Source organism: Dyadobacter sp. 676, assembly GCF_040448675.1.
GTDB lineage: Bacteria > Bacteroidota > Bacteroidia > Cytophagales > Spirosomataceae > Dyadobacter.
Window position 1 is genome coordinate 3,140,674 of the sequence record NZ_CP159289.1, and the last position, 21,879, is coordinate 3,162,552.

Annotated in this window: 21 protein-coding genes; 10 read left to right on the plus strand and 11 right to left on the minus strand. The window is 50.7% G+C overall.

The window, feature by feature from the left end; all coding sequences use genetic code 11:
- Nucleotides 1-3: 3 nt before the first annotated feature.
- The 8 genes from ABV298_RS14110 to ABV298_RS14145 form a co-directional block, all read right to left on the minus strand.
- Complete coding sequence (locus ABV298_RS14110) at nt 4-327, minus strand: DUF6787 family protein (protein WP_353722707.1); 324 nt, start codon at nt 325-327, stop codon at nt 4-6.
- A 6-nt stretch (nt 328-333) separates the two neighbouring features.
- Nucleotides 334-1,065 (minus strand): RluA family pseudouridine synthase, encoded by a 732-nt coding sequence (locus tag ABV298_RS14115; RefSeq protein WP_353722708.1) that lies wholly within the window; start codon nt 1,063-1,065, stop codon nt 334-336.
- 27 nt (nt 1,066-1,092) lie between these two features.
- Nucleotides 1,093-1,911, minus strand: a complete 819-nt coding sequence (gene panB, locus ABV298_RS14120) for a 3-methyl-2-oxobutanoate hydroxymethyltransferase (RefSeq protein WP_353722709.1) — start codon at nt 1,909-1,911, stop codon at nt 1,093-1,095.
- Nucleotides 1,912-2,209: 298 nt separating this feature from the next.
- Entirely contained in the window at nt 2,210-3,547 is a 1,338-nt protein-coding gene (locus ABV298_RS14125) for a peptidoglycan DD-metalloendopeptidase family protein (RefSeq protein WP_353722710.1), read from the minus strand.
- Between the two features lie 66 nt (nt 3,548-3,613).
- On the minus strand, nt 3,614-4,474 hold the full coding sequence (locus ABV298_RS14130) for a DUF4292 domain-containing protein (protein ID WP_353722711.1): 861 nt from the start codon (nt 4,472-4,474) through the stop codon (nt 3,614-3,616).
- Nucleotides 4,464-6,212: a tetratricopeptide repeat protein gene (locus tag ABV298_RS14135; RefSeq protein WP_353722712.1), complete on the minus strand. Its 1,749-nt coding sequence runs from the start codon at nt 6,210-6,212 to the stop codon at nt 4,464-4,466. Before ABV298_RS14135 ends, ABV298_RS14130 begins: the two co-directional genes overlap by 11 nt.
- 166 nt (nt 6,213-6,378) lie before the next feature.
- On the minus strand, nt 6,379-8,814 hold the full coding sequence (locus tag ABV298_RS14140) for a TonB-dependent receptor plug domain-containing protein (RefSeq protein WP_353722713.1): 2,436 nt from the start codon (nt 8,812-8,814) through the stop codon (nt 6,379-6,381).
- Between the two features lie 57 nt (nt 8,815-8,871).
- Nucleotides 8,872-10,206 (minus strand): amino acid permease, encoded by a 1,335-nt coding sequence (locus ABV298_RS14145; protein WP_353722714.1) that lies wholly within the window; start codon nt 10,204-10,206, stop codon nt 8,872-8,874.
- Nucleotides 10,207-10,310: 104 nt separating this feature from the next.
- Here ABV298_RS14145 and ABV298_RS14150 point away from each other — a divergent pair, with 104 nt between their 5' ends.
- The 5 genes from ABV298_RS14150 to ABV298_RS14170 all read left to right on the plus strand — a co-directional run bounded on the left by ABV298_RS14150 (nt 10,311) and on the right by ABV298_RS14170 (nt 14,453).
- A complete protein-coding gene (locus ABV298_RS14150) occupies nt 10,311-11,429 on the plus strand; it encodes a sensor histidine kinase (protein WP_353722715.1) in 1,119 nt (372 codons plus the stop codon).
- On the plus strand, nt 11,426-12,118 hold the full coding sequence (locus ABV298_RS14155; protein WP_353722716.1) for a LytTR family DNA-binding domain-containing protein: 693 nt from the start codon (nt 11,426-11,428) through the stop codon (nt 12,116-12,118). The genes ABV298_RS14150 and ABV298_RS14155 overlap by 4 nt, the downstream gene beginning before the upstream one ends.
- 117 nt (nt 12,119-12,235) lie before the next feature.
- The gene (locus tag ABV298_RS14160; RefSeq protein WP_353722717.1) at nt 12,236-12,955 is read left to right on the plus strand and encodes an intradiol ring-cleavage dioxygenase; all 720 of its coding nucleotides are present in this window, start codon (nt 12,236-12,238) and stop codon (nt 12,953-12,955) included.
- Between the two features lie 241 nt (nt 12,956-13,196).
- Nucleotides 13,197-13,904, plus strand: a complete 708-nt coding sequence (locus ABV298_RS14165; protein WP_353722718.1) for a hypothetical protein — start codon at nt 13,197-13,199, stop codon at nt 13,902-13,904.
- A gap of 279 nt (nt 13,905-14,183) precedes the next feature.
- On the plus strand, nt 14,184-14,453 hold the full coding sequence (locus tag ABV298_RS14170) for a putative toxin-antitoxin system toxin component, PIN family (protein ID WP_353722719.1): 270 nt from the start codon (nt 14,184-14,186) through the stop codon (nt 14,451-14,453).
- 129 nt (nt 14,454-14,582) lie between these two features.
- Here ABV298_RS14170 and ABV298_RS14175 read toward each other — a convergent pair whose 3' ends face one another.
- The 3 genes from ABV298_RS14175 to atpD all read right to left on the minus strand — a co-directional run bounded on the left by ABV298_RS14175 (nt 14,583) and on the right by atpD (nt 17,130).
- The gene (locus ABV298_RS14175; RefSeq protein WP_353722720.1) at nt 14,583-15,128 is read right to left on the minus strand and encodes a type II toxin-antitoxin system VapC family toxin; all 546 of its coding nucleotides are present in this window, start codon (nt 15,126-15,128) and stop codon (nt 14,583-14,585) included.
- Nucleotides 15,129-15,284: 156 nt separating this feature from the next.
- Nucleotides 15,285-15,527: an ATP synthase F1 subunit epsilon gene (atpC, locus tag ABV298_RS14180; RefSeq protein WP_353722721.1), complete on the minus strand. Its 243-nt coding sequence runs from the start codon at nt 15,525-15,527 to the stop codon at nt 15,285-15,287.
- An 88-nt stretch (nt 15,528-15,615) separates the two neighbouring features.
- On the minus strand, nt 15,616-17,130 hold the full coding sequence (gene atpD / locus ABV298_RS14185; RefSeq protein WP_353722722.1) for a F0F1 ATP synthase subunit beta: 1,515 nt from the start codon (nt 17,128-17,130) through the stop codon (nt 15,616-15,618).
- Nucleotides 17,131-17,429: 299 nt separating this feature from the next.
- On the opposite strand from atpD, the gene ABV298_RS14190 reads away from it, so the two are divergent.
- From ABV298_RS14190 to ABV298_RS14210, 5 genes are all read left to right on the plus strand, one after another.
- Nucleotides 17,430-20,090 (plus strand): hypothetical protein, encoded by a 2,661-nt coding sequence (locus ABV298_RS14190; RefSeq protein WP_353722723.1) that lies wholly within the window; start codon nt 17,430-17,432, stop codon nt 20,088-20,090.
- Between the two features lie 41 nt (nt 20,091-20,131).
- Nucleotides 20,132-20,587, plus strand: coding sequence for a hypothetical protein (locus ABV298_RS14195; protein WP_353722724.1), 456 nt, complete (start codon nt 20,132-20,134; stop codon nt 20,585-20,587).
- A gap of 37 nt (nt 20,588-20,624) precedes the next feature.
- Complete coding sequence (locus tag ABV298_RS14200; protein WP_353722725.1) at nt 20,625-21,335, plus strand: ABC transporter ATP-binding protein; 711 nt, start codon at nt 20,625-20,627, stop codon at nt 21,333-21,335.
- 46 nt (nt 21,336-21,381) lie between these two features.
- Nucleotides 21,382-21,579, plus strand: coding sequence for a hypothetical protein (locus tag ABV298_RS14205; RefSeq protein WP_353722726.1), 198 nt, complete (start codon nt 21,382-21,384; stop codon nt 21,577-21,579).
- Between the two features lie 77 nt (nt 21,580-21,656).
- Complete coding sequence (locus ABV298_RS14210) at nt 21,657-21,830, plus strand: type II toxin-antitoxin system RelE/ParE family toxin (protein ID WP_353723186.1); 174 nt, start codon at nt 21,657-21,659, stop codon at nt 21,828-21,830.
- Nucleotides 21,831-21,879 lie beyond the last annotated feature (49 nt).

Genomic DNA, 21,879 nt, shown 5'->3' on the forward strand with positions numbered 1-21,879 from the left:
CAGCTATTCGGGCGTGGTTTCAGCCTTTTTGGAACGAAACAGCCCGCCGATACGACTGAACATCCGTTTCTCGAACTCCCAGAAAAACGCGAATTTACCCCACACCCACCCCCAGGCGATGAGGACGACCTGGTAAAGGGGCAGGATGATCAGGATATTGACAGTCCAGCGTAGCCAGCCAGGCGAATCAGGCGTGAGGCCGATCAGCTCAAAAAGCCAGCGTTTTACATAGAGGACTGAAAAACCGGTGCATGCGAAAACGACCAGAATAACAAGTACATCCCACCCGTTCCTGACGTTCCAGCGCTGTTTCAGTTTTTCGATCATCGGCTTCTATTCGTGAAGGAAATTCAGGTGTTCCGGTTTGATCACCTCTTTATCCAAAGTTAAGAATTCTTCCCAAAAAGGGTCGTTCGGAACGCCGGCACGACATATAACAGGTTCTTTTTTAACAGGATGTTCAAAATAAAGCCTGCGGGCGTGCAGATTAATGCTGCCGTCGGGATTGCCCTTGGGATACCCGTATTTGACATCCCCGCGGATGGGACAGTTCATCGATGCCAGTTGCACACGGATTTGATGGGGCCTTCCGGTAACCGGCATCACTTCCAGCAAATGGAACTTGTTGATCTCGCCCATCCAGCGGTACGACAGCTCCGCGCGCTGCGAGCCGGGTACTTCGTGGTCGTGGGCTGTGGTAACGTTCCGTGCCTCGTTTTTGGTGAGCCAATGCACGAGTTTTCCCTTTTTTTCCGCGGGCTTATTTCTGACAACGGCCCAATATGTTTTCTGAACATCGCGCTTGCGAAAGATTTCGTTCATGCGCTCCAGCGCCTTGGACGTGCGCGCAAACACGACCAGCCCGCTTACCGGGCGATCGAGACGATGGACTGTGCCAAGAAACACCGCGCCGGGCTTGTTGTATGTTTCCTTGATATAATCCTTCACCAGGTCAGCCAGGCAGGCGTCGCCCGTCACGTCGGCCTGAACGAGGATGCCAGGCTCCTTGTTGACAATGATCAGGTGGTTATCTTCGTAAACCACCCGAAAAGGTCTTTTAGCCATATTATTAGTTTAATACTTTTTAAAAGGTCAATATGATTCCTTTTCGTTCGGAAATGATTTTCCTTTTACGTCGGATATGTAATTGGTTATAGCGTCGGTCATAATGCTGTTCAAATCGGCGTAATGGCGTAAAAACCGGGGTTTAAATGCCTTATTGATGCCCAGAAGGTCGTGAATAACCAGCACCTGGCCATCGGCGTGCGGCCCGGCACCAATGCCGATCGTCGGTATCTGAATGCTTTCCGAAACCTCTTTGGTTAATTTAGCCGGAATTTTTTCGAGCACTACCGAGAAACAGCCGACTTCTTCCAGCATTTTGGCGTCTTCGAGTAGTTTTTGTGCTTCGGCCTCCTGCTTTGCCCGAACAGTGTATGTTCCGAATTTGTAAATGGACTGCGGTGTGAGCCCCAGATGGCCCATTACCGGGACGCCCGCACTCAAAATCCGGGTGATGGAATCCTTTATTTCCAGTCCTCCTTCGAGCTTCACGGCATGTGCACCGGATTCCTTCATGATCCGGATCGCGGAGTTCAATGCCTCGCGCGAGTTGCCCTGGTAAGACCCAAACGGCAAATCCACAACTACCAGGGCACGTTTTACGGCCCGTACTACCGACGACGCGTGGTAGATCATCTGATCGATCGTGATGGGTAATGTGGTTTCGTGGCCCGCCATTACATTGGAAGCGGAATCACCCACGAGAATCAGTTCGACACCGGCGGCATCCACGATTCCGGCCATCGAATAGTCGTAGGCGGTCAGACATGTTATTTTTTCCCCGCGGTTTTTCATTTCCTGAATCACGTGGGTTGTAATGCGCTTGATATCAGCAGTATGTACAGACATGGTGGTTATCGGTAATGGTAATCGAAATTCATTAATGTGACCGGTGTGGTCATTTATTGTCATGAATGGTCAGGTATAGTCGGATATTGTCATGTGTGGTCAGGAATTGTCGTGATTGGTCAGGAATAGTTAAGTGTAGGCATGTTTTTGCTGGGAGGAGAACTCGTGCATACGATATATCAAATTCCCCGGGGCATCAATGACCAATTCTGACAACCTCCGACTATTCCTGACCACAAATGACAACTCCTGACTACCCTTGACCCTTCTCCAAGGCATTACTTGCGGCCAGGACGCACTACCGGTGTATCAGCCAGTTTTCGGGGTTCAGCCGCGATGTATTTTTCCAGATCTGGAATTGCAGTTCGGATGTACCATCGCTGTCGGTCGCAACCCGGCCGATATTCTCCCTTGCTTTTACTTTTTGCCCCGCGCGGACCGATACGCCGGTCATTTTGGCGTAAATAGTCATATAATTGCCATGCTGGATCGCCACTACACTGCCCATTCCCGGCAGCTCGGTAACATCCAGCACCGTGCCGTCGTAAACCGACCTCACCGGCTCCCCGGCGGTCGTCTGAATATCGATTCCGAGGTTATCAACCATTACCCCTTTCAAAACCGCGTGCGGCCGCTGGCCGAAATGGCTGGAAACAAATCCTTTTACGGGCCATGGAAGGCGATTTTGTGACGCCGTGAACGACGACGCCAGTGTTGTTTCCTCTTCGCTCATACCACTGGAAACCACAGGTTCCTCTTCTTCCTTCGGTGCTTCTACCGCAGCCTCCCCTTTCTTTTCGCGCTCGGCATTCTCCCTTGCGATCCGTTCCCGCTCGGCTTTCCGGCGTGCCTCCCGCTCTTCGCGCTCGCGACGTTCCCTTTCAAGGCGTTCCCGGCGTTCGCGTTCGGCGATACGTCTGATGCTGGCTTCGAGGAGGTCGGTTGCGCGCTTGTTTTCGGCGATTTGCTTTCTCAGTTCTACCTCTTTCTGCGAAAGCTCCTTAATAACCTCATTTTGCTTCACTTTCAGGCCTTCCAGCTTGTTGTTTTCGGTGACGCGCGTATCCAGCACGTTTTTCTGCTGGTTTTTCTTGGACGTTATGCGCTGGCGTTCAGCCATTACCTGCTTTTGCAAGGCATCTATCTCCTTAGCGCGGCCCTGTCTTGCCTCCGTGTATTGTTTGAGATATTTGTATCGCAATACAAACTGGTTGAAAGTCCCGGCCGAAAACAGGAAAACAAGCTGATTGAAATAAGCATTCCGCTTCGAGGCCTCATAAATCATGTGGCCATATTCTTCTTTCAGCACCGCAAGGCTGCTGTCCAGCGACTGACGCCGTTTTTCAAGGACTTTCAATTCCCTGTCGAGGATTTCGAGGTCGTCGGTAAGGAGATCGATCTGCTTTTTGTAGGTATTGATCTGCTGGTTGAGGGCTTTCAACTGACCGAGGTTGACATTCTTTTGGGAAGAAGTCTGCTTCAAAATGCTCTGAATTTCCCTGATTTTGCTCTGGTTTTCAGCCTTTTCGCGTTCGAGTTGTTCGCGGGTCTTTTGTGCGGATGCACCTGCACATGCGCAGAGCACGAATGTAAGCACTAACCAAAAACGACGGCTACCAGGGGTACGAAGGGGCATAATGTTGATTCTTGCGGCCAAAAAATACATCTCACGGCGGGCAAAGTTAAGCAGACTTTCTGTATTTTACCTTTTGCGCTTGTAGCTCGACGGAACATTGAACGGAAAACCGGGGCTTCGATTTACCAATTCCACTTTGCTGTGTTTGAGGCGCATCGTAGTTTCGTTTATTTGCTGCTCTTTTGAAAGCACATTCAGGTTGATATGGCTTATAAATGGGAAGAGAAAGCCCCCTACCTCCCTGAAATCCTCGTAATCCAGGGTAAAAGTATTCTGTGTGGGCAATTCAGTTGCTTTCAACCGCGAAAGTTTCTGGTTTCTTTCGGCAATGTAATTATCGACTTCGAGCCGGCCAACGAGCTGTTTGAGAATATAAAAATCGTTTTCCTTCACAAACCGGCCACCTTCCTGCATTTCAAAAGGCATATTACCGACGATCACCGATTGCAGAAGGTCGAAGTCGAGTTCGAAATTATACTGTTTGCTCAGCTGGTCATAGTTGAAAACGAAGTAGTCGCGGTGGATTTTGTCCATAAATACGATGGAATCCCGGGTAATAATGCCCCGCGCCACTTCCAGGCCCACGCCGGTCACGGACAGCCAGATAATGCTGTCCTTTTTCATACGGATATTGACATTGGTATTGTCAAAATCCTGTTTCGCGCTTTTGAAGGAAAATTTGGATTTGGCGGTCAGGTATTCAAAATCCACTTCGTTGACCTTAACAAATGGCATCGGCTCACCCGTTTCAGGCACTACCGCCACAGTGTCTGCCGCCACGGTATCTCTGGGCTGTGAGCCATTGGTAATCAGGGTTGTATCTTTCTCCGGATTTTGTGAAACACTTTTGGAAGAACGTGGTTTGTGACAAGCCGTGAACCATATCAGCGACATGGCTACCAGCCCGATCGTTATTTTACTGTTCATGTAATGCACCTGTTGCTATTTTTTTGTCAAGAAGCTCGGTGGTCTCGCCCATTCTCTTGGCTTTTTTCCACTGGGCCACCGCGTTGTCCCGTTCTCCGAGTTTGAACAGGACGTCCCCGTAATGCTCAACAATTGTGCCACTCACGCTGCTGCTGTCGAGCATGGCCTTTTCGAGGTATTCCTTGGCTTTTTTGTAGTCTTTTCGAATGTATAATACCCAGGCATAGGTATCGAGGTAAGTCGGGTTGTTCTGATGCTGCTGCACCAGTTTTTCCGACATTTTGAGTGCCAGGTCGAGTTTTTCCTTTCTCAGGGAGAGGAAATAGCTGTAATTGTTCAGGACGTGGTCGTTGTTGGGGTCTGCCTTCAAAGCGAGCTCGTATGCCGCGTCCGATTTTTCATGTTCGCCGATACCGTTGAAAGCATCGCCGAGCTGAGCGTGGATCAATGGCAGCAACTGGGTATTTTCGCCGAGCATTTTCAGGCTTTCTTCCAATGCCGAAGTGGCTTCCCTGTAATTTTTCTTCATCAAATGGGCCGTTCCGTTGAAGTACCAGAATATGCCCTGGTTCGGGAAAAGCTCCAACGCTTTTTCGGAATGTACCAGCATGCTGTCGGGCTGATTGAGCTGGCCGTCGAGCTGCAGAATGGCGGTCCATACCTGAAAAACATTCGGGTCGGAAGCTACGGCTTTGAGATACAAATCGCGTGCTTCCGCAAACTTGCGTTGGCGGGCCACCAGATCGGCGTAAATAACGGTCGCTTTGGATTCGTTCGGGTGCGTTTCCGAAAGCTGGCGGGCCAGCGAAACCGCCTCGTTCACTTCATTCTCGGTTTTCAGCATGGTCAGATAACCCGAAAGTACGCGTATTTTAGGGTCGGCGTCGAGATTGGGGTTCGCAAAAACCTGTTTCAGCTCCTGGTTACATTTCTGGACATCGCCGTTGCGCCGGTAAATGTCCGCAAGCAGCACGTGCGCCTGCGCTTCGTCGGGATTGATTTTCAGTGCTTCTTCCAACGGTGTCACGGCTTCCACGATGCGGTCGTTGGCGATCAGCATTTCGGCCAGTTCGACCCGGTAACTGACCTCCCCCGGCTCGGCTTCGATCAGTTTTTTGCCTTCTGCCAGCGCTTTTTCGAGGTTATTCTGCCGGAGGTACAACTGTTGCTTCTGGTGCGTGATTTCTTCGGTCACACCCATCGATTTTTCCAGCTTGTTATAGGTGTCGATCGCCTTGTCGAACTGGTCGTTGAAGACATAAACGGCGGCGAGTTCGATGCCGTACTCGATATTTTCCGGATTTTTGGCTACCAGGGTTTCGTAAATCTGGGCCGCTTCTCCGTATTTTCTCCGTTTGGCGTAAAGCTCTGCCAGTTGCTGGGCGTAAAATATATTCTCTTTATTCAGGTCGTACGCTTTCCGGGAAGCATTGATAGCCTCGTCGTATTTTTCAAGCTTGATCAGCGCCGTGGCGACGAGGTAATGGGCGGCCGCATCCTGCGGATCGAGCAGGGCGAGTTTTTCGAATACCGGCAATGCACGGTCGGGCTCGTCCTTCATCATGAATTTCATACCTTCGGCGGCCATCGACTCCCCTTCCAGCCTTGTAATGACACCTTCCTCCTTGCCCTCTTGCTTGTCACGGTCTTTACGGCGTTGCGCATCGGCCGGTGTTACGAGCCAGGAGGCCGAAACCAGGCAAATAAGAAGGGTTATTTTCAAATATTCGGTCCTCATATATTAATCGTGCGCCATCAGATCGTGGGACATGACCGGCCATTTCAGTGTAAATAACAAAGTTACCAAATTTTACGGGTATGCTCCGCCCAAATCTCTACGCAAATAAGTATACTAACGTCGAAATATATATAATCTTATGCCGGAAGACCGGCCTTCGCAGGCGTTATCGCACCGGGTAGACCGATTTTCCAAAACCGGGTTGTCCGGCAGGGCTTAACACCTCCGCGAGGATGTCGGCCTGGCCCGTTGCATCCGAATGGTAATAGCTTACCCTCGCCTTGCCGTCACGGCCGGTTTTAAGCAGTGGCGCCCAGAAAATCGTCGACCTGAAATCCGGGTTCTGGTCGGGCGGGCTGGTTGGGGTGTATTTAGGTGAATAAAACTCCCGCGGGGTGTGGAAACCGGCAATTTTGGTCACTAATACGCCCGGAACAATGTCTTGCGAATAGTCGTAATTCTCGTTTCCACGCTTGGTAAGTACGGAAATTACCCCATTTCCTCCCCGACTGCCGTAAATCGCTGCCGAAGGTCCCTTTAAAACATCGATAGACTCTACATCATAAACGTTAAGCGATGTGATCAGCGCCTTGTCTACCGGCATGCCGTCCAGCACGAAAAGCGGTTCTCCCCTGTTGCCACGTATCGACACCACCGCGTTCATCCCCGAACCCATTACCGAGACCCCCGCGACCCTGCCTTGCAGCATGTCGAGTACGGTCATGTAGCCCGAGGCCATTTGAGGTGTTACTTTCAGTGTCGCATCGGCCGAATTATACAGTTTCCGCGAATCGCGCGGGGTTTCCTTTTTGGCTTTAATGGTTACTTCCCGTAGTAACCGCTCCCGGTTTTCACGGATTTTTTTAGAAATCTCCTGGTCCCGGGCCGCATTTTTGAGAAAATCGGCCAGTTGTCGGGCATCGACGGTCACCGGTTTGAAAGGGATTTTGACAACCGAAGCGCGCGGTGCGTCGAACGGGTTGAGCGTAAACGACAGGCTTTGGTTCCCTTTTTTGTTCATACCCTGAATCCGGAGCTGCAGGGAATCGCTGAACGCCAGGTTGTAGACCGTAAAGTGGCCGGTTTCGTCCGTTTCAGTGGTCATGAAAGTACTCAGGCTGTCGTTGCTGAGGAAGAGCGACAGCGCCGTCTTTTCCGTCAGTTTCTTGTTATTCCGTTTTACATCGCCTTCGAGCGTAATGCCTTGTTCTACATATCGTTTGGCGGGCGGAATTGAATCGCCCAGTACCTCTTCCCATTTGAAACGGGCCCATCCGTGCGTCATCATCAGATAGTCGAGATGGATTTTGCGCTCCGATTTTGCGGGATCGAAATAATAAGCGGGTTGTTCTGTAAATCCTTTTAAATCGGAAGACAGCAGCAGATAGGAAACGATATTTTGGTCGAACGGCTGTTGCAGGATTTGTCCGGCGTCTGTAACCGACAACGACAGATTTGCCTCGACCGGCTTGCCTGCGGAGTCGGTAACGGTAACCTCCACATCCACTTTCTCCCGGGGTTTGTATTCCGGTTTCGAAGGTTTGATATGGACATTCAGGCTTCTGGAATGATTAATGAAGACAAGCCTTTGGCAAACGGGCCGGTTGCCGTCGTCGAAAAGCGTCAGGTGCGTAATGCCATCGGGCAGTTCGGCCGTCGGTAATTGCATCATCAATCCGCGGCTGCCGATTTTCCCATTAGCCACAAATGCGACGATGCCCCGCGCGTGACCTACGACATGAACGGGGATTTCAGTCTTCCCGGGAATTTTTGCATAGCATATCACTCTCATTTTGAGAGTATTCGAAAGATTGTCGACGACCATTGTAAAGCCGTTGTCGTGTACTTTGGGAAACGCGAAAGGCGTCACCTTTCCGTCGGCTTCCTTTATAAATGCCCGGTACGACTCCCCTGTCTTCGGCTCGAACTGGAAGCGTCCCATTCCCAGGTGTTCGCTTCTGAACGACGCCACGGTATCGCCACTTTGAGCCAGCACGAAGCCCGTCACATCCTGCCCGAATCCGGCCTCGTTCACCGCTTTGAACGCCACGCGTGTGTTGATGTCGGCGACCAGCTGCCCGCCCTCGGGGAAAAATTGCAGGTCGATCTTGCCTGCCGGGGTATCGGCGGCAACCTTTTCCTCATGGTTGAACACATACACATTTTTCCGGAAGAAAAAATCCTCGGAAGCGTTGCGCATCCAGTTGGTGTAGGCGCGAATCGTGTATGCGCCGGGGGGTAGGGAATCATTGAGCACGAATTCGCCGCGACCGATGCCGCCTGTCATTTGCACGCGCTTCAATGCCGCATTCCGGCCGCTATGCTGCTCGATCAGATCGACGTACAGGAGGTTACTGGCGCTGTCGGCGAGGTGCAACGAGCCTTCCGTGAGGTATGCTTTGAACCAGAGCGTGTCGCCGGTGACGTAGTATGGTTTATCGAGGTGCAGGTAGGCTTTTTCAACCGGAAGCACCTCCCGATACCGGTGCAGTTTGTTGGAAATGAATTGAATAAAATCTTCTCCTGACGATTGGAACGCTGTAATAAGTAATGTAATGGCGGCAATGAATGCATAGTTGACGAAGTTCTTTTTCCACGGCATATGTTAGGCAGATTTATTATATATGCAATTTACTTAAAATAAATTTGCAAGATACTTCTATTGATTCAACTTGCTAACCAGCAAATAAACAGGATAGCTTACCACCAGGAACAGCAGCGCATATTGGCTGCTCGGCAAGTCCTGTACGACGGTTCCCGCCAGAAATGCGATGGACAAAATCAGCATTAAAACAGGCAGGAAAGGGTAGGCGGGAACCTTCCAGGGCCTGGGCAGGTGCGGTTCTTTCTTCCGTAATGCCAGCAGCGAGGCAAATCCCGAAGTGTAACCCAACACGAAGAAGAATGTCGCGATGTCGGACAGCTTTTCCGTCGCATCCTTCCCTACGAGGATCAGGGTAATGGCAACGGCGGAAGTTACGAGCATTGCCACAGCCGGCGTACCGCCCTTATTCACAGTCACGCCCGATTTCAGAAATAATCCGTCGCGGCTCATCGAGTACAGCACGCGGGGATTGAACAGCAGCTGCGCGTTAACGATACCGAGGATCGAAATCATGAGAAATAGCGTCACAATTTTGCCGGACCCTTCGCCAAAAATCAATGTAATGGCATCCGCCGCTGCCAGTTTCGACTGGGCGAGACGGCTCATCGGCAGCACGTGCAATATGGCAAGGTTACAAAGCAGATAAATTGCAATGATCACCAAAACGCCGCCGATCATGGATTTGGGCAGATTTTTGGACGGGTCGCGGTCTTCCTCCGAAAAATAGGCGGCAGTGTGCCAGCCGTCGTAGGTATAAAATATGGCCTGTAATGAAAAAATAACGGGCGCAATCCACGAACCTGTTTCAACAATTTTGCTGGTAGTTGCCCCGGTTGCCTGCATGGTTACCTCGCTGCCGTACCAGTAGCAAACCGCCACGAACGCAAAAAGCCCTATACCTTTCAGCAGGCTCATAATATTCTGGAAACTGCTTGCCAATGCCAGCCCGATCCAGTGGATGACCGTGAGCGCGAGGAGCATACCGGCTGCGACGTATGGCTCGTAGCCGACCAGCGACGGGACAAGCAATGCCAGGTATTCGCTCATGGTGTAAACGCCGAAACCCAATGCCGAGCAGGTACCCAGCCAGCTGTTGATCCCGACCACAAACCCCGCGTAGTTGCCGAACGCGCGTTGGGCGTACACATACCACGCGCCCGCACGGGGAACCGACGTACCGAGCTCGATGGTACACAGCGTACCGAGCAATGCATATAGACTTACCGCGACCCACAATGCCATGATGAGCCCGGGATCGCCCAGTTGGGCGGCAATAGGGCCGGGTTTACGGAGGATACCGGTGCCAATGGTGCCGCCGACGGTCACCGCGATGCCGAATCCGACGCCAAGGATTTTGAAAAGTTCGTTTCGGGTAGGGGGCTGCTGCATGAGGGAGTGAAAATGTGCTTTTCGAAAATAGGAAACTTTTTCTGAATGTAACTCCTATCTTCGTCGTCAGGTACGAATGTAACAGTCAATCTTCCCGCGCCGCTATGCTTAAGGCTAAGCACCTTTGGATCATTCACTTGCTGGGCTGGGTACTGTTCATGAGCCTGCCGCTCACGATCGTCTCGCGCGAGCCCCGCGCCGATTTTCCTCTAACGGTGCTGCAATCGGGCTGGTTCTGGCTGTTTTTTGTCGTTTATGCCGCATTGTTTTATGGGAATTTGCTGGTACTCATTCCGAAATTATTCCTGAAACAATATTATGCGGCGTATACCGCGGTGTTCGTCGGGTTGTTGGCGCTGATTTATATTTCCCAGCCATTTGAGAAACTGATATTCACGAAGTTCCGGCAGGAGCAGCAGGGTAGGGAAGCACGGCCCGGACCGCCGCATGGCGACTTCCCGGGCGAAAGGCCATCGGGCCCGCCTCCTGGCAATGCGCCACATGCTATGCCACCTCCCGAGCGCGGACGGGCTGTGGATTTTGTGAGTCTGACACTCTTTATCGTCGTTTGGGCGGTAGCCATGGCAATCCGCATTTCACGTGAATGGCGGCAATCGGAGCGGCGGGCAATCCTGTCCGAGGCCGAAAAGGCGCATGCCGAGCTCTCGTTTTTCAAAGCGCAGATCAACCCGCATTTCCTTTTTAATACCCTCAATAACATTTATGCGCTGGCTGTCGGCAACAGCACCCACACCGCGCCGAGCATTCTCAAACTGTCGCAAATGATGCGGTACATTACCGAGGAGGCGACTGAAAATTACGTTCCGCTGGAAGATGAGCTTGCTTGCCTGGAAAACTATGTGGATTTGCAAAAATTACGTTTGAATGCTAAAACCAGCCTTGAATTCAATGTGAAGGGCCAGCCGGAGGGCATCCGCATTGCACCGTTGATCCTGATGACTTTCGTCGAGAATGCGTTCAAATATGGTGTAAGCAACCATCGCGAGTCGGTCATACGTATTGCGGTGGAGGTGGTGGATGGGGATATTCGGTTTTTTTGCCAAAACCGGGTCATCGAGCGACAAAATGGCGACGAACGCTCCGGTGTGGGTATTTTGAATACCCAAAAGCGGCTGGACTTGCTTTACAATGGGGCGTACGACCTCGACATCCGCAACGACGGGGGAACTTTTACGGTAAATCTAAAACTTTCGGGGCGATGAAATGTGTGATCATCGACGACGAGCCGCTCGCACTGGGCATTCTCGAAAAATATATCGGTGCATTTCCGGTGCTCGAACTCATCGGGGCGTTCGACGATGCGGTCGAAGGCGGGCAATTTCTGAAAGCCAATGTAGTCGATTTACTTTTGATCGACATTAATATGCCCGATTTGTCAGGATTGGAACTGGTTGCCCGGCTGGAAACCAAGCCGATGGTCATCTTTACGACGGCCCATAAGAAGTTTGCTTTCGAAGGGTTCGAACTCGAAGCGGTGGATTACCTTTTGAAACCTATCACCATTGAACGTTTTGAAAAGGCTGTACAGAAGGCTGCTGAGCGTTTTGAGCTGAAAAAGACGAAAAACGAGGAGTCCATCGTAGTCCGTTCGGAATACAAGGCGATTAAGATTGCGCTGAACGATATCGCCTACATCGAAGGAATGGAGGATTATATCAAAATCCATTTGCTGAGTTCGCGGCATCCGGTCATGACGCTGATGTCGTTGAAAGGGATTCTTGAAAGTTTGCCTGAAAATGCGTTCAGCAGGATTCATCGCAGCTACATCGTACCCGATTCGCAGGTCAGATCCATTCAGAACAGGAAGGTCAGGCTTCTGTCGGGCGCCGAACTGCCGGTAAGCGACAGTTATGCGGGCTTTATCGAAAAGTGGAAAAATCGGCAGACATAAACGTGCCGGGCCGATTCACCGGTAAAACAGGGTCGTTGACCGACACATTCCGGATGTTCCGCAACAAAGCGTGAAAGGAATACGATAATGTATTTAAACTCACAGAACTGCTGCAATATGGAACGCAAAGAATTTTTAAAAAGAGGGTTTTCGGCGCTGGGCCTGGCTGCGATCATCCCGGTGATCAGCTGCTCGAACGACACCGTCGACCCCGTAGATACCTCCACTGAAACCACGTCCGGTTCGATCTCGGGAAGTTGCACCCTGACCGCCTCGGAAACCGAAGGGCCGTTCCCAACGAAATCACCCTCCAGTCTCATTTCCAATGACATTACCTCCGACCGCCCCGGGACGAAACTGACTATTAAAATCACCATTCAGAACAAAAATAACAGCTGCGAAGGCCTGGAAGGGGCCCTGGTGGATATTTGGCATTGCGATGCCGCCGGAAACTATTCGGAATATGGCGGTACCGGTATGCAATCGACCAATTACACGAGCGTACATTTTCTCCGTGGCCGCCAAACAACCGATGCCAACGGTCTCGTGACTTTTACCAGCATTTATCCGGGCTGGTACTCAGGCCGTGCGCCGCACATTCACGTACATATATACAGCGCGAGCGGGAAATCGTTGCTAGTGACGCAAATCGCATTTCCCGAAGAAATCAGTAAGGTCGTATATGCGCAAGGCGTGTACGCGAGCCACGGGCAGGCGGATACGACCAATGCGCGCGATAATGTCTTTGGCGACGGCGTAAGCACCGAAATGTCCACCGTTACCGGCAGCGTTTCGGCGGGTTATGAGCTGACGCATGCCATTGTGGTAAGTGCTTGATGTACTTCGGCTGTCGGCTTTCGGCCGTCGGCTTTTTGCGATAAGCTCCGAGCTTTGGCCCTCTGCTTTATTCTTGATAATTGCGAGTAGAAATACATTCTATACAAGCTTGCGTTTCGACAGCCGACAGCCGACAGCCGACAGCCGACAGCCGACAGCCGACAGCCGACAGCCGACAGCCGACAGCCGACAGCCGACAGCCGACAGCCGACAGCCGACAGCCGAAGTAATATAAAGCCCCATGTCACTCACTACTGATGCCCAAATATACCTGGAAGGCCTCCGCGGGCAGTTCCAGGCGGATGGTTTCCGGAGTTTCAGGACATTCAATTTCGAAGAGTACCGCGCTGATGGGCGGGAACCTTTCGGGACGCTGGAAGTGCTTAACGACGAAACGCTCATGCCCGAATGCAGTCATGAGTTGCGGGTGGGGCAGTTTTGTCAGGTTATATTGCTGCCGATGGTAGGGGCAATCGAAATTGAGGAAAAGGGTAGGGAACCCAGGTTTATCAATTCCGGCGAAGCGCTGTTCCTTTTGGCATCGCCGGACAAGCATTACACGGTTACCAATCCATACCCCGGTGAGGCGATCAACTATTTGGAAATCAGGATCGACGACGGTCATTTTTTAAGCACCCCGCTATCATCTTCCGGGATCATCGTTCATTTTGATTTGGGGGAGAATAATGTCCTTCATCCGGTCCGCGGCTACATGGGAAGCTCCGTGCAACTGTATATTGGTAGGTACGACGGCCGGGCAGAAGGTATTTTCACGACTTGGAATACAGATCACAGCGCATTCATATTTGTAATCGAAGGGGCATTCGAGGTGCAGAACCGGCTACTGGAACGGCGCGACGGGTTAGCCGTAGCCAATGCAGAGGTGGTGGAATTCGAGGCATTGTCGAACGGGGCTATTTTACTGGTTATGACCGGACTGACTTTATAGGGCAATCAATATTGATATTCCATGCTATATTCGTAAAGCGATGAAATACACATAACTATGGAAATAATAATTGACATCCCTGATAAGAAGGCTGCTTTCGTACTGGAATTGTTAAAAAAACTGAAATTTCTGAAAATCAGAACCTCAAGGCTCATTTGCTGACTTTCGAAACGAGTGGGCGGAGCTATCGAGCCGCTTACCTCAAACAAATCCCGACATAACCGAGGAGGAAATTCTTGCGGAAATAAAGGCAGTTCGGGCGGCTAGGGGCGTAAAGAAGTGAAGGTTGTCATAGACACAACAGACTATATAAGCGCCCTCATTGGAAAAACACACAGGGCTAAGTTGGAGCGCGTTCTGCTTAACGAAAGCATCCAGATATTAGCTGATATAACTCTTCTGGAAGGAATTTGCGAAGTTGCTTACCGCGACAAATTCCGGAAATACATTACGATCATGGAGGTTGATCAGTTTGTCGATTCCTTAAAACGACGGTTAAAGCCCGTGGTTGTAAAAGTCGCATGTCGAGGCAAGTCCCGATCCCAATGACAATTTTATTCTGCCATTAGCCAAGGATGGTCAGGCTGATTACGTCGTGACCGGCGATAAGCCCGGACTATTGAGTCTTGAATCCTTTGAAAAACATTCCAATTGTCCGTTTGCAGGCATTTTTGGATGTCATTGATAAAGCACGAAAATCAGTTCCTTAACCTTCTCAAAGTCTCGCTCTGCTGAAAGCAACGGTATGCCGAGGCACATGGCAGTTGAGGCGACGAGGGCATCGGGAAGTTTTAAGCTGTACTCCCACTGGACATACCTGGCTATTTCCTTAATGCTTTCATTGAGGTCGATTACATAGCATTCCGTGACGAACATTTCGGCATGTTCCTGATACTCACGCGAAATATATTTGTTGCCAAGTAGTTCCAGCTCGGTAATAAAGGATAAATAGGGCTCTATACCCTGAATCGCGGTTCCAAGATCGGCATCTCCCTCAAACAAGCGAAGGACAATATCGGTGTCGAGCAGCATTTTAGTCCCACTCATGTTGCATTGTTTTTGAGTGGCTAATGGATCGCAGTTTTGTTGGATAATACCCACGAACTTGCCGGCATTGAGCCTTTTTCCGGCGGGCGCCGATCTGGACGCTGGGAAAAGTTGCGCCCACTTTGCAGCCGGGAAGATCTCCTCGAGTGCCTGGCCTTTTTTCAAAATGATTGTCATGCCTATGGATAGTGTTAAATTTCCAACATAAACAAGCAGGTCGAATCAGGGGCCAGAAAATGAACCGGCGAGGCTTTTGATTTATCTACCGGAAAATAAAAACCCGCGGATGCCGTTGTTCACAGCTTCCGCGGGTTTTTGCATTAAATATATTCCTCAAAGAACTGCTTCGGCAAGAACCAATACCTTGTTGTTCAGCACTTCCACAACGCCACCATCGATGACGTAATTTTGTTTCGCAGCGCCGGTATCGACTACCACATCACCTTTGCCCAGCGTGCTGACCAGCGGTGCATGACGGTTCAGAACCTGGAATTGTCCTTCGGTACCCGGTAATGTTACGGCATTCGCTTCGCCGGCAAATACCTTTTTATCTGGGGTAATGATTTCTAAATGCATGATTAGAAAGTTTATGAGCTTATGAGTCTATGAGTTTAGAGTTTATGAGACTATACTCATGGACTCATAAACTCATGAACTCTATAACTTATCTGCCTGCTTCCGCCAGCATTTTTTCTCCTTTCGCCTGAGCGTCTTCGATGGTTCCAACGAGGTTGAAAGCCATTTCTGGAAGGTGGTCGTAAGCACCGTCCATGATCAGGTTGAAGCCTTTGATGGTGTCGTTGATATCCACCAACACACCTTTCAAACCGGTGAACTGCTCGGCAACGAAGAACGGCTGCGACAGGAAGCGCTCTACGCGACGTGCACGGCTCACCACCAGTTTATCGTCCTCTGAAAGTTCTTCCATACCGAGGATCGCGATGATGTCCTGCAATTCTTTATAACGCTGAAGAATGTTTTTCACACGCTGTGCGCAGTCGTAGTGTGCTGCACCCAGGGTTTCGGCATTCAGAATGCGCGACGTAGAGTCAAGCGGGTCTACCGCAGGGTAGATACCTTTCTCGGAAACTTTACGGCTCAATACCGTGGTAGCATCCAGGTGGGCAAACGTCGTTGCGGGAGCGGGGTCAGTCAAGTCATCCGCAGGTACGTAAACCGCCTGTACGGAAGTGATCGAACCGCGTTTCGTAGATGTGATACGCTCCTGCATCTGACCCATTTCGGTGGCAAGCGTAGGCTGGTAACCTACCGCGGATGGCATACGTCCCAAAAGCGCGGATACCTCCGAACCAGCTTGTGTAAAACGGAAAATGTTATCGATAAAGAAAAGAATATCGCGGCCTTGTCCTTCGCCATCTCCGTCGCGGAAATACTCAGCCATTGTCAGACCCGACAATGCCACACGCGCACGTGCGCCAGGAGGTTCGTTCATCTGGCCGAACACGAATGTCGCCTGCGAATCTTTCAGTGTATTGTAATCAACTTTGGAGATATCCCAGCCGCCTTCTTCCATGCTGTGCTTGAAATCCTCGCCGTATTTGATGATACCCGCTTCGATCATCTCGCGCATCAGGTCATTACCTTCACGTGTGCGCTCACCCACACCGGCGAATACCGAAAGACCGGAATATGCTTTCGCGATGTTGTTGATCAGCTCCTGGATCAATACGGTTTTACCTACACCCGCACCACCGAACAAACCGATCTTACCCCCTTTTACATAAGGAGCCAAAAGGTCGATTACCTTGATACCTGTGAAAAGTACCTCGGTAGCGGTCGCCAGCTCTTCGAATTTCGGAGCCGCGCGGTGAATGGAGATACCCGTTGAAGAATCCAGCGGCGTCAGACCGTCGATCGCTTCACCTACTACGTTGAACAGACGTCCTTTGATACCTTCCCCGATAGGCATTTTGATAGGCGCACCCAGCGGAGTAACCTCCATGCCGCGTTGCATACCTTCAGTACTGTCCATCGCGATAGTGCGGACACGGTCTTCGCCCAGGTGCTGCTGGCACTCAAGGATCACTTTCTGACCGTTTGGTTTGATGACTTCCAACGCATCAAGGATCGCAGGGATACGTCCGCTGTCCTCAAATGATACGTCTACAACCGGGCCAATTACCTGCGTAATTTTTCCTACGTTTGCTGCGTTTGCCATTATATAATTTTGATTATCTCGGATGAGGTTTTTTTCAGACCGCAAAAGTATGAGATAATTTGGTCAGTACCAATAGCAGACGACTCGAATTATTGGATATTTTTTAGAAAATCACCCGTTTTTCCGAAAACTGTGTTTAATATTCCCGGAAAGTGGGTTTGGAAAGGATGAAGCGGGAACTTTTTAATGCATTTTCCCGGACAATACATTACAAACAACGGGAGATATTCGATATTATTTCCGTCTAAATTCTCAATCTTCGCGCAGAAAAGAAGGCTGATTGCGCTACACATAACAATATGAACGATTTACTTTTCTGGAAGGTATGGTCGCCGTCCGAACGGCGGATGGCGATTGCTGCCTTCCTGGTTTTGATTTTGGGGCTTGTTTTTCTGATCTGGCAATGCGTTGATCCGCTGGGGAATGTGGTCCGGTGGAATGTCGTCAGCGAACTTTCGGAAACGACTGCCGTGGTGGATGTACTACGCCTCGGACAGTGGCAATACGGCATTTCGACGCCCACGCATCTGGTCACCGAGAGCTTTATGTCGTCGGTAATGGAAACCAATGCGATAACCGTTTACCTGTTTTGGGCAGGGGCATTAGCGGGCCTTTCGCTGCTGCTGGCGGCGCTGAGCACGGTTTCGAGGTTCTGGTACCTGGCCGGAATGGTTCTGTTTATCATATTCCTCGCATTCGCCAGACTGGAAACCCTGCGCGTCTTCGGTGCCGAAAACCGGACTTTGTTTTTGGTTGCGGCTATTTTATACGGAGGCATTACCTATTATTTCCACGCCTTCCGCCCCGATATGGGCATTGCTACCCGCATTATGGCGATCTCCGGCATTTCGACGGCATTGGCTGTGCTGGTTGCGTTTGGCTCAGGTTCGCCTGTGCCGGCGCTGACGGCCGCGGCTTATTCATTTCCGCTTTGGCTGACAGTTACTATCCTTTTCCTCCTGGTTTCCGCCACAGAGATAATGGCCGGGTTTGTTTGGCTCAGCACGAGTGGGCAGGCTGGAAGAGGTCGTTCGGGACTTGTGCAGTTTATCGTGATCAGCGTGCTGTATTTGTTGCTTTTGTTGTTGATATATCTTCAGAATACCCGTCAGATCGATTGGAATGTCATTCTGATCAATCCGTTTTATCTCGCGCTGGCGGCCGGAATACTCGGCATCTGGGGTTTCAGAAGGCGTGCCGATTCGACACAGGGCGTAATCCCGTTTCGCAGCGCCGGTTTCTGGCTGTATATGGGATTATTCATCATTGCGGCCAGTTTCGGAGGACTGATTGCGGGCACTGCCAACGATCCGGTACTCGAAACACTGGAAGATGCGACCGTACAAGGCCAGCTGGCAATGGGCGTGCTTTTCCTTTTCTATATACTGGTCAATTTTTATGAAGTGTTCCGGCAAAAGCTGGCCGTTTACAAGGTCTTGTATAAACCGCTTCGATTCGGACTGACGCAAACACGGCTTTTTGGCTTCGCCGGGGTGGTGGTATTGTTTTCCATTCAAAAGCTGCTGCCCGTAAATCAGGCGATTGCGGGCTATTTCAATGGATTGGGAGATTTGCATTCAACAACGGAGGAATTTACCCTGGCGGAGCAATATTACAAACTTGCATTGCAGCAGGAATTCCAAAACCATAAGTCCAACTACGCACTGGCCTCACTTGCTCTGAAACAGGGCGATCGCAATGCGGCGGCATATTATTTCAGGCAGGCGCTGTTAAAAAAGCCCTCCGCGCAGGCGTATGCGGGCCTGAGTGGCATTCTGGTGCAGGAAAACCTTTTCTTCGACGCCGTTTCCAGTTTGCAGGAAGGCCTGCGGCGGTTTCCGGCCAACGGCGAGCTGCTGAACAACCTGGGAATGCTTTATTCCAAAACGAACGTCGCCGACTCGGCCTATTATTACCTCGATCTGGCGAAGAGCAATGCGACCCGACCAGAGGTGCCCGCCACAAATTTGCTCGCAATCCTCGCCAAAAGTACCGATTCCGGTTTGCTCGATTCACTCGCGACCGGCACAGACGAGCAGGACTACCTTTCCTGGCAGGCCAACTGGCTGGCTGTCCAGAACCTGCGACAGCGTTTTTCCAGGGAACAATTTCAGGGGGAATCCATTCCTAACGATTCGCTCCTGAGCGTTTCCTCTCTTGCCTATTTACTCAATTACGCCACAAATCAGGCACGATTCGACACGCTGCCGGCGTCGGTATTGCCGAAATTGGCGGTGAAAAATCCGATGCTGTCCCAGGACCTGTCGCTCGCGGCGTTATATTCGGAGTTTTATAGCGGCAATAAGCTGAAAGCATTGGAAATACTCACCGGCTGGGCGTCTGAGGAAGGAGAGAGAAGTCAGCTGTACCATAAAATTCTGGGACACTGGCTGTTGCAGCTTGGGTTGTACGACAAGGCTGCCCAGGCGCTCTCGGACGTAGAAGGAGTGGAAGGAACGATCGGCGTGGCGGTAGCGAATGCATTGTCGGGTAAGAAAGAAGTGGCGGTGGTACTGCTCGACAAAATTCAGGAAAAGGAGCAAAACGCCGCAGTGGAACAGTTGAAGCAGACGCTGTTCTCGGGTACGAAGCCGAAGTCGGTTTCCGATTCCCTGTTTGCGGTTGTTTCAAAATCCCCCTCCGCAGGGAATTTCGAAACGGCTGTGCGCGCCAATCCGTTCGATGCGCGGATTGTTTCGGCAGCGTCGGAATTTTACAGGGGCCAAAAACAGGTGAAGCGGGCTTATCAGCTAGTGTTGGATGCATTGCGTTATAATGAATACGCGCCCGAACTCTGGCAGCAATATGCGTTTTTAAGTCTCGATCAGGGCTTGCTCGGGCAGGCGGCTGAGGGTGAGGAGAAGGTGCGGCAATATGCACTGCCAGCCGGTTATCAGCGATTTTTGACGCGCTATCAGCCGCTGAGGGCACTTATCGAAAAACAAAGAGCTGCTTTTTGATGATTTGATATTTTAGTCATCTCAAAAATTACACTTCACCAATGACGGCTTTGTCCTGGAAATCCAATTTCACCGAAACGGAATGCCGGATTTTCCGGGGTAAAGTCATTGCCGGGATTTTGAAAACGACCCTTTGGAAATACAATGGCCGCGGCGAGCTGGATGGCTACATGCTTACATTCAAGAGCAAGGGATTTTTCCAATCGCACACCGAAATACGCGATATCGAAGGGAAAAATGTATTGGGCGGTATCGAATACAACCTGTTCCGAAGCAAGGCGCGGATCACCTACCAGGGAACACATTACGATTGGCGGTTCGAATCATGGCTGCGCGGGAAATGGGTTGTCGGCAACGGCGAATCCGAAGCACGTTTTGAGCCAACCGGGTTTTGGAAGAGAGAAGGGAATGTGATCAATGAGGATATTCCGCCTCCGGTGATCCTGGCGTCATTCTTTGTACAGGCGTTTTTTCATAAAATTTCGTCCGCATCCTGATTCATAACAGCTATATTCCTACTGAAAAATTGACTTCATGAAAATCATAGAAACCAGCCAGATCGCCAAACGTTATGTAATGGGCAGCGAGGTTATTCAGGCGCTCAAATCAGTTACAATTTCGGTTAATAAAGGGGAATACGTGGCATTTATGGGGCCATCGGGCTCGGGGAAATCAACTTTGATGAACATTATCGGATGCCTGGATACGCCTACGACCGGGAAATATATCCTGAACAACAAGGACGTCTCCGACATGACGGAGAACGAGTTAGCCGAAATCCGGAACAAAGAAATCGGGTTTGTGTTCCAGACATTCAACCTGCTTCCGAGAATGTCGTCGCTGGATAATGTAGCCCTGCCGCTCATTTACGCTGGGCTGAGCAAGGCCGAAAGAACGGAGAGGGCCATGCAATCCCTCAAAAACGTAGGCCTGGAAAACCGGGCAGGGCATAAGCCGAATGAACTCTCGGGCGGGCAGCGCCAGCGCGTTGCGATTGCCCGCGCGCTTGTGAACGACCCCAGCATTCTCCTCGCCGACGAGCCCACCGGTAACCTCGATACCAAAACTTCGTACGAAATCATGGACCTTTTCGATCAGCTCTACAGCAAGGGCAATACGATCGTGATGGTAACCCACGAAGAAGACATCGCGCACTACGCGCACCGCATTGTCCGCCTGCGCGACGGCCTTGTAGAATCGGACACCATCAACCCGAATCCCACCAAGGTGAGTGCGTTGGTTTGAAGCCTGATTTTGGTTAACTTGGATAAATTTAAAAAAGGAGCGTGCTATGAAAGGAGTTAGTTATCTGACAGATGAAGTCGGCCACAAAAAGGCCGTCGTCATTGATTTGGATTTATTGAAGCACCGTAAAAGTCCGGCGGACGTTCTGGAAGACATCGAGGGCGCTATTGCCATTGAAACAAGAAAGGATGAGGCTTCGGTTGACTGGGAGGTGGCTCGAAAGGACCTTTTGTCGATGGATTGAGCGATGTATAAAGTCTCGATCAAAAACGCTGCGTTGAAAGAGATTCAGCAGATTCCCAAAGTTTCAGGATTAAAGTAATAGACGCCTTAGCGGAGAACCCCGGGCCAGGTGGCGTCGAGCTGGAAAATTACAAAAACAGTTATCGGCTGAGGGTAGGGCAATACCGTATTGTCTGCGAAATTGAAGACCGCCAGCTGACAGTAGAGGTTGTTAAAGTAGGGAACCGCAAAGAAATTTACAGAAACAAATAGTATAATTATCTTTGTAACGGATAAAGGCCGGTGGCCGAGAGGATCCGGA

Excerpts from the sequence above, each read along its gene's own strand:
- ABV298_RS14110 (WP_353722707.1), bottom strand. The coding sequence starts at position 327 with ATGATCGAAAAACTGAAACAGCGCTGGAACGTCAGGAACGGGTGGGAT.
- ABV298_RS14115 (WP_353722708.1), bottom strand. The coding sequence starts at position 1,065 with ATGGCTAAAAGACCTTTTCGGGTGGTTTACGAAGATAACCACCTGATC.
- panB (WP_353722709.1), bottom strand. The coding sequence starts at position 1,911 with ATGTCTGTACATACTGCTGATATCAAGCGCATTACAACCCACGTGATT.
- ABV298_RS14125 (WP_353722710.1), bottom strand. The coding sequence starts at position 3,547 with ATGCCCCTTCGTACCCCTGGTAGCCGTCGTTTTTGGTTAGTGCTTACA.
- ABV298_RS14130 (WP_353722711.1), bottom strand. The coding sequence starts at position 4,474 with ATGAACAGTAAAATAACGATCGGGCTGGTAGCCATGTCGCTGATATGG.
- ABV298_RS14135 (WP_353722712.1), bottom strand. The coding sequence starts at position 6,212 with ATGAGGACCGAATATTTGAAAATAACCCTTCTTATTTGCCTGGTTTCG.
- ABV298_RS14140 (WP_353722713.1), bottom strand. The coding sequence starts at position 8,814 with ATGCCGTGGAAAAAGAACTTCGTCAACTATGCATTCATTGCCGCCATT.
- ABV298_RS14145 (WP_353722714.1), bottom strand. The coding sequence starts at position 10,206 with ATGCAGCAGCCCCCTACCCGAAACGAACTTTTCAAAATCCTTGGCGTC.
- ABV298_RS14150 (WP_353722715.1), top strand. The coding sequence starts at position 10,311 with ATGCTTAAGGCTAAGCACCTTTGGATCATTCACTTGCTGGGCTGGGTA.
- ABV298_RS14155 (WP_353722716.1), top strand. The coding sequence starts at position 11,426 with ATGAAATGTGTGATCATCGACGACGAGCCGCTCGCACTGGGCATTCTC.
- ABV298_RS14160 (WP_353722717.1), top strand. The coding sequence starts at position 12,236 with ATGGAACGCAAAGAATTTTTAAAAAGAGGGTTTTCGGCGCTGGGCCTG.
- ABV298_RS14165 (WP_353722718.1), top strand. The coding sequence starts at position 13,197 with ATGTCACTCACTACTGATGCCCAAATATACCTGGAAGGCCTCCGCGGG.
- ABV298_RS14175 (WP_353722720.1), bottom strand. The coding sequence starts at position 15,128 with ATGACAATCATTTTGAAAAAAGGCCAGGCACTCGAGGAGATCTTCCCG.
- atpC (WP_353722721.1), bottom strand. The coding sequence starts at position 15,527 with ATGCATTTAGAAATCATTACCCCAGATAAAAAGGTATTTGCCGGCGAA.
- atpD (WP_353722722.1), bottom strand. The coding sequence starts at position 17,130 with ATGGCAAACGCAGCAAACGTAGGAAAAATTACGCAGGTAATTGGCCCG.
- ABV298_RS14190 (WP_353722723.1), top strand. The coding sequence starts at position 17,430 with ATGAACGATTTACTTTTCTGGAAGGTATGGTCGCCGTCCGAACGGCGG.
- ABV298_RS14195 (WP_353722724.1), top strand. The coding sequence starts at position 20,132 with ATGACGGCTTTGTCCTGGAAATCCAATTTCACCGAAACGGAATGCCGG.
- ABV298_RS14200 (WP_353722725.1), top strand. The coding sequence starts at position 20,625 with ATGAAAATCATAGAAACCAGCCAGATCGCCAAACGTTATGTAATGGGC.
- ABV298_RS14205 (WP_353722726.1), top strand. The coding sequence starts at position 21,382 with ATGAAAGGAGTTAGTTATCTGACAGATGAAGTCGGCCACAAAAAGGCC.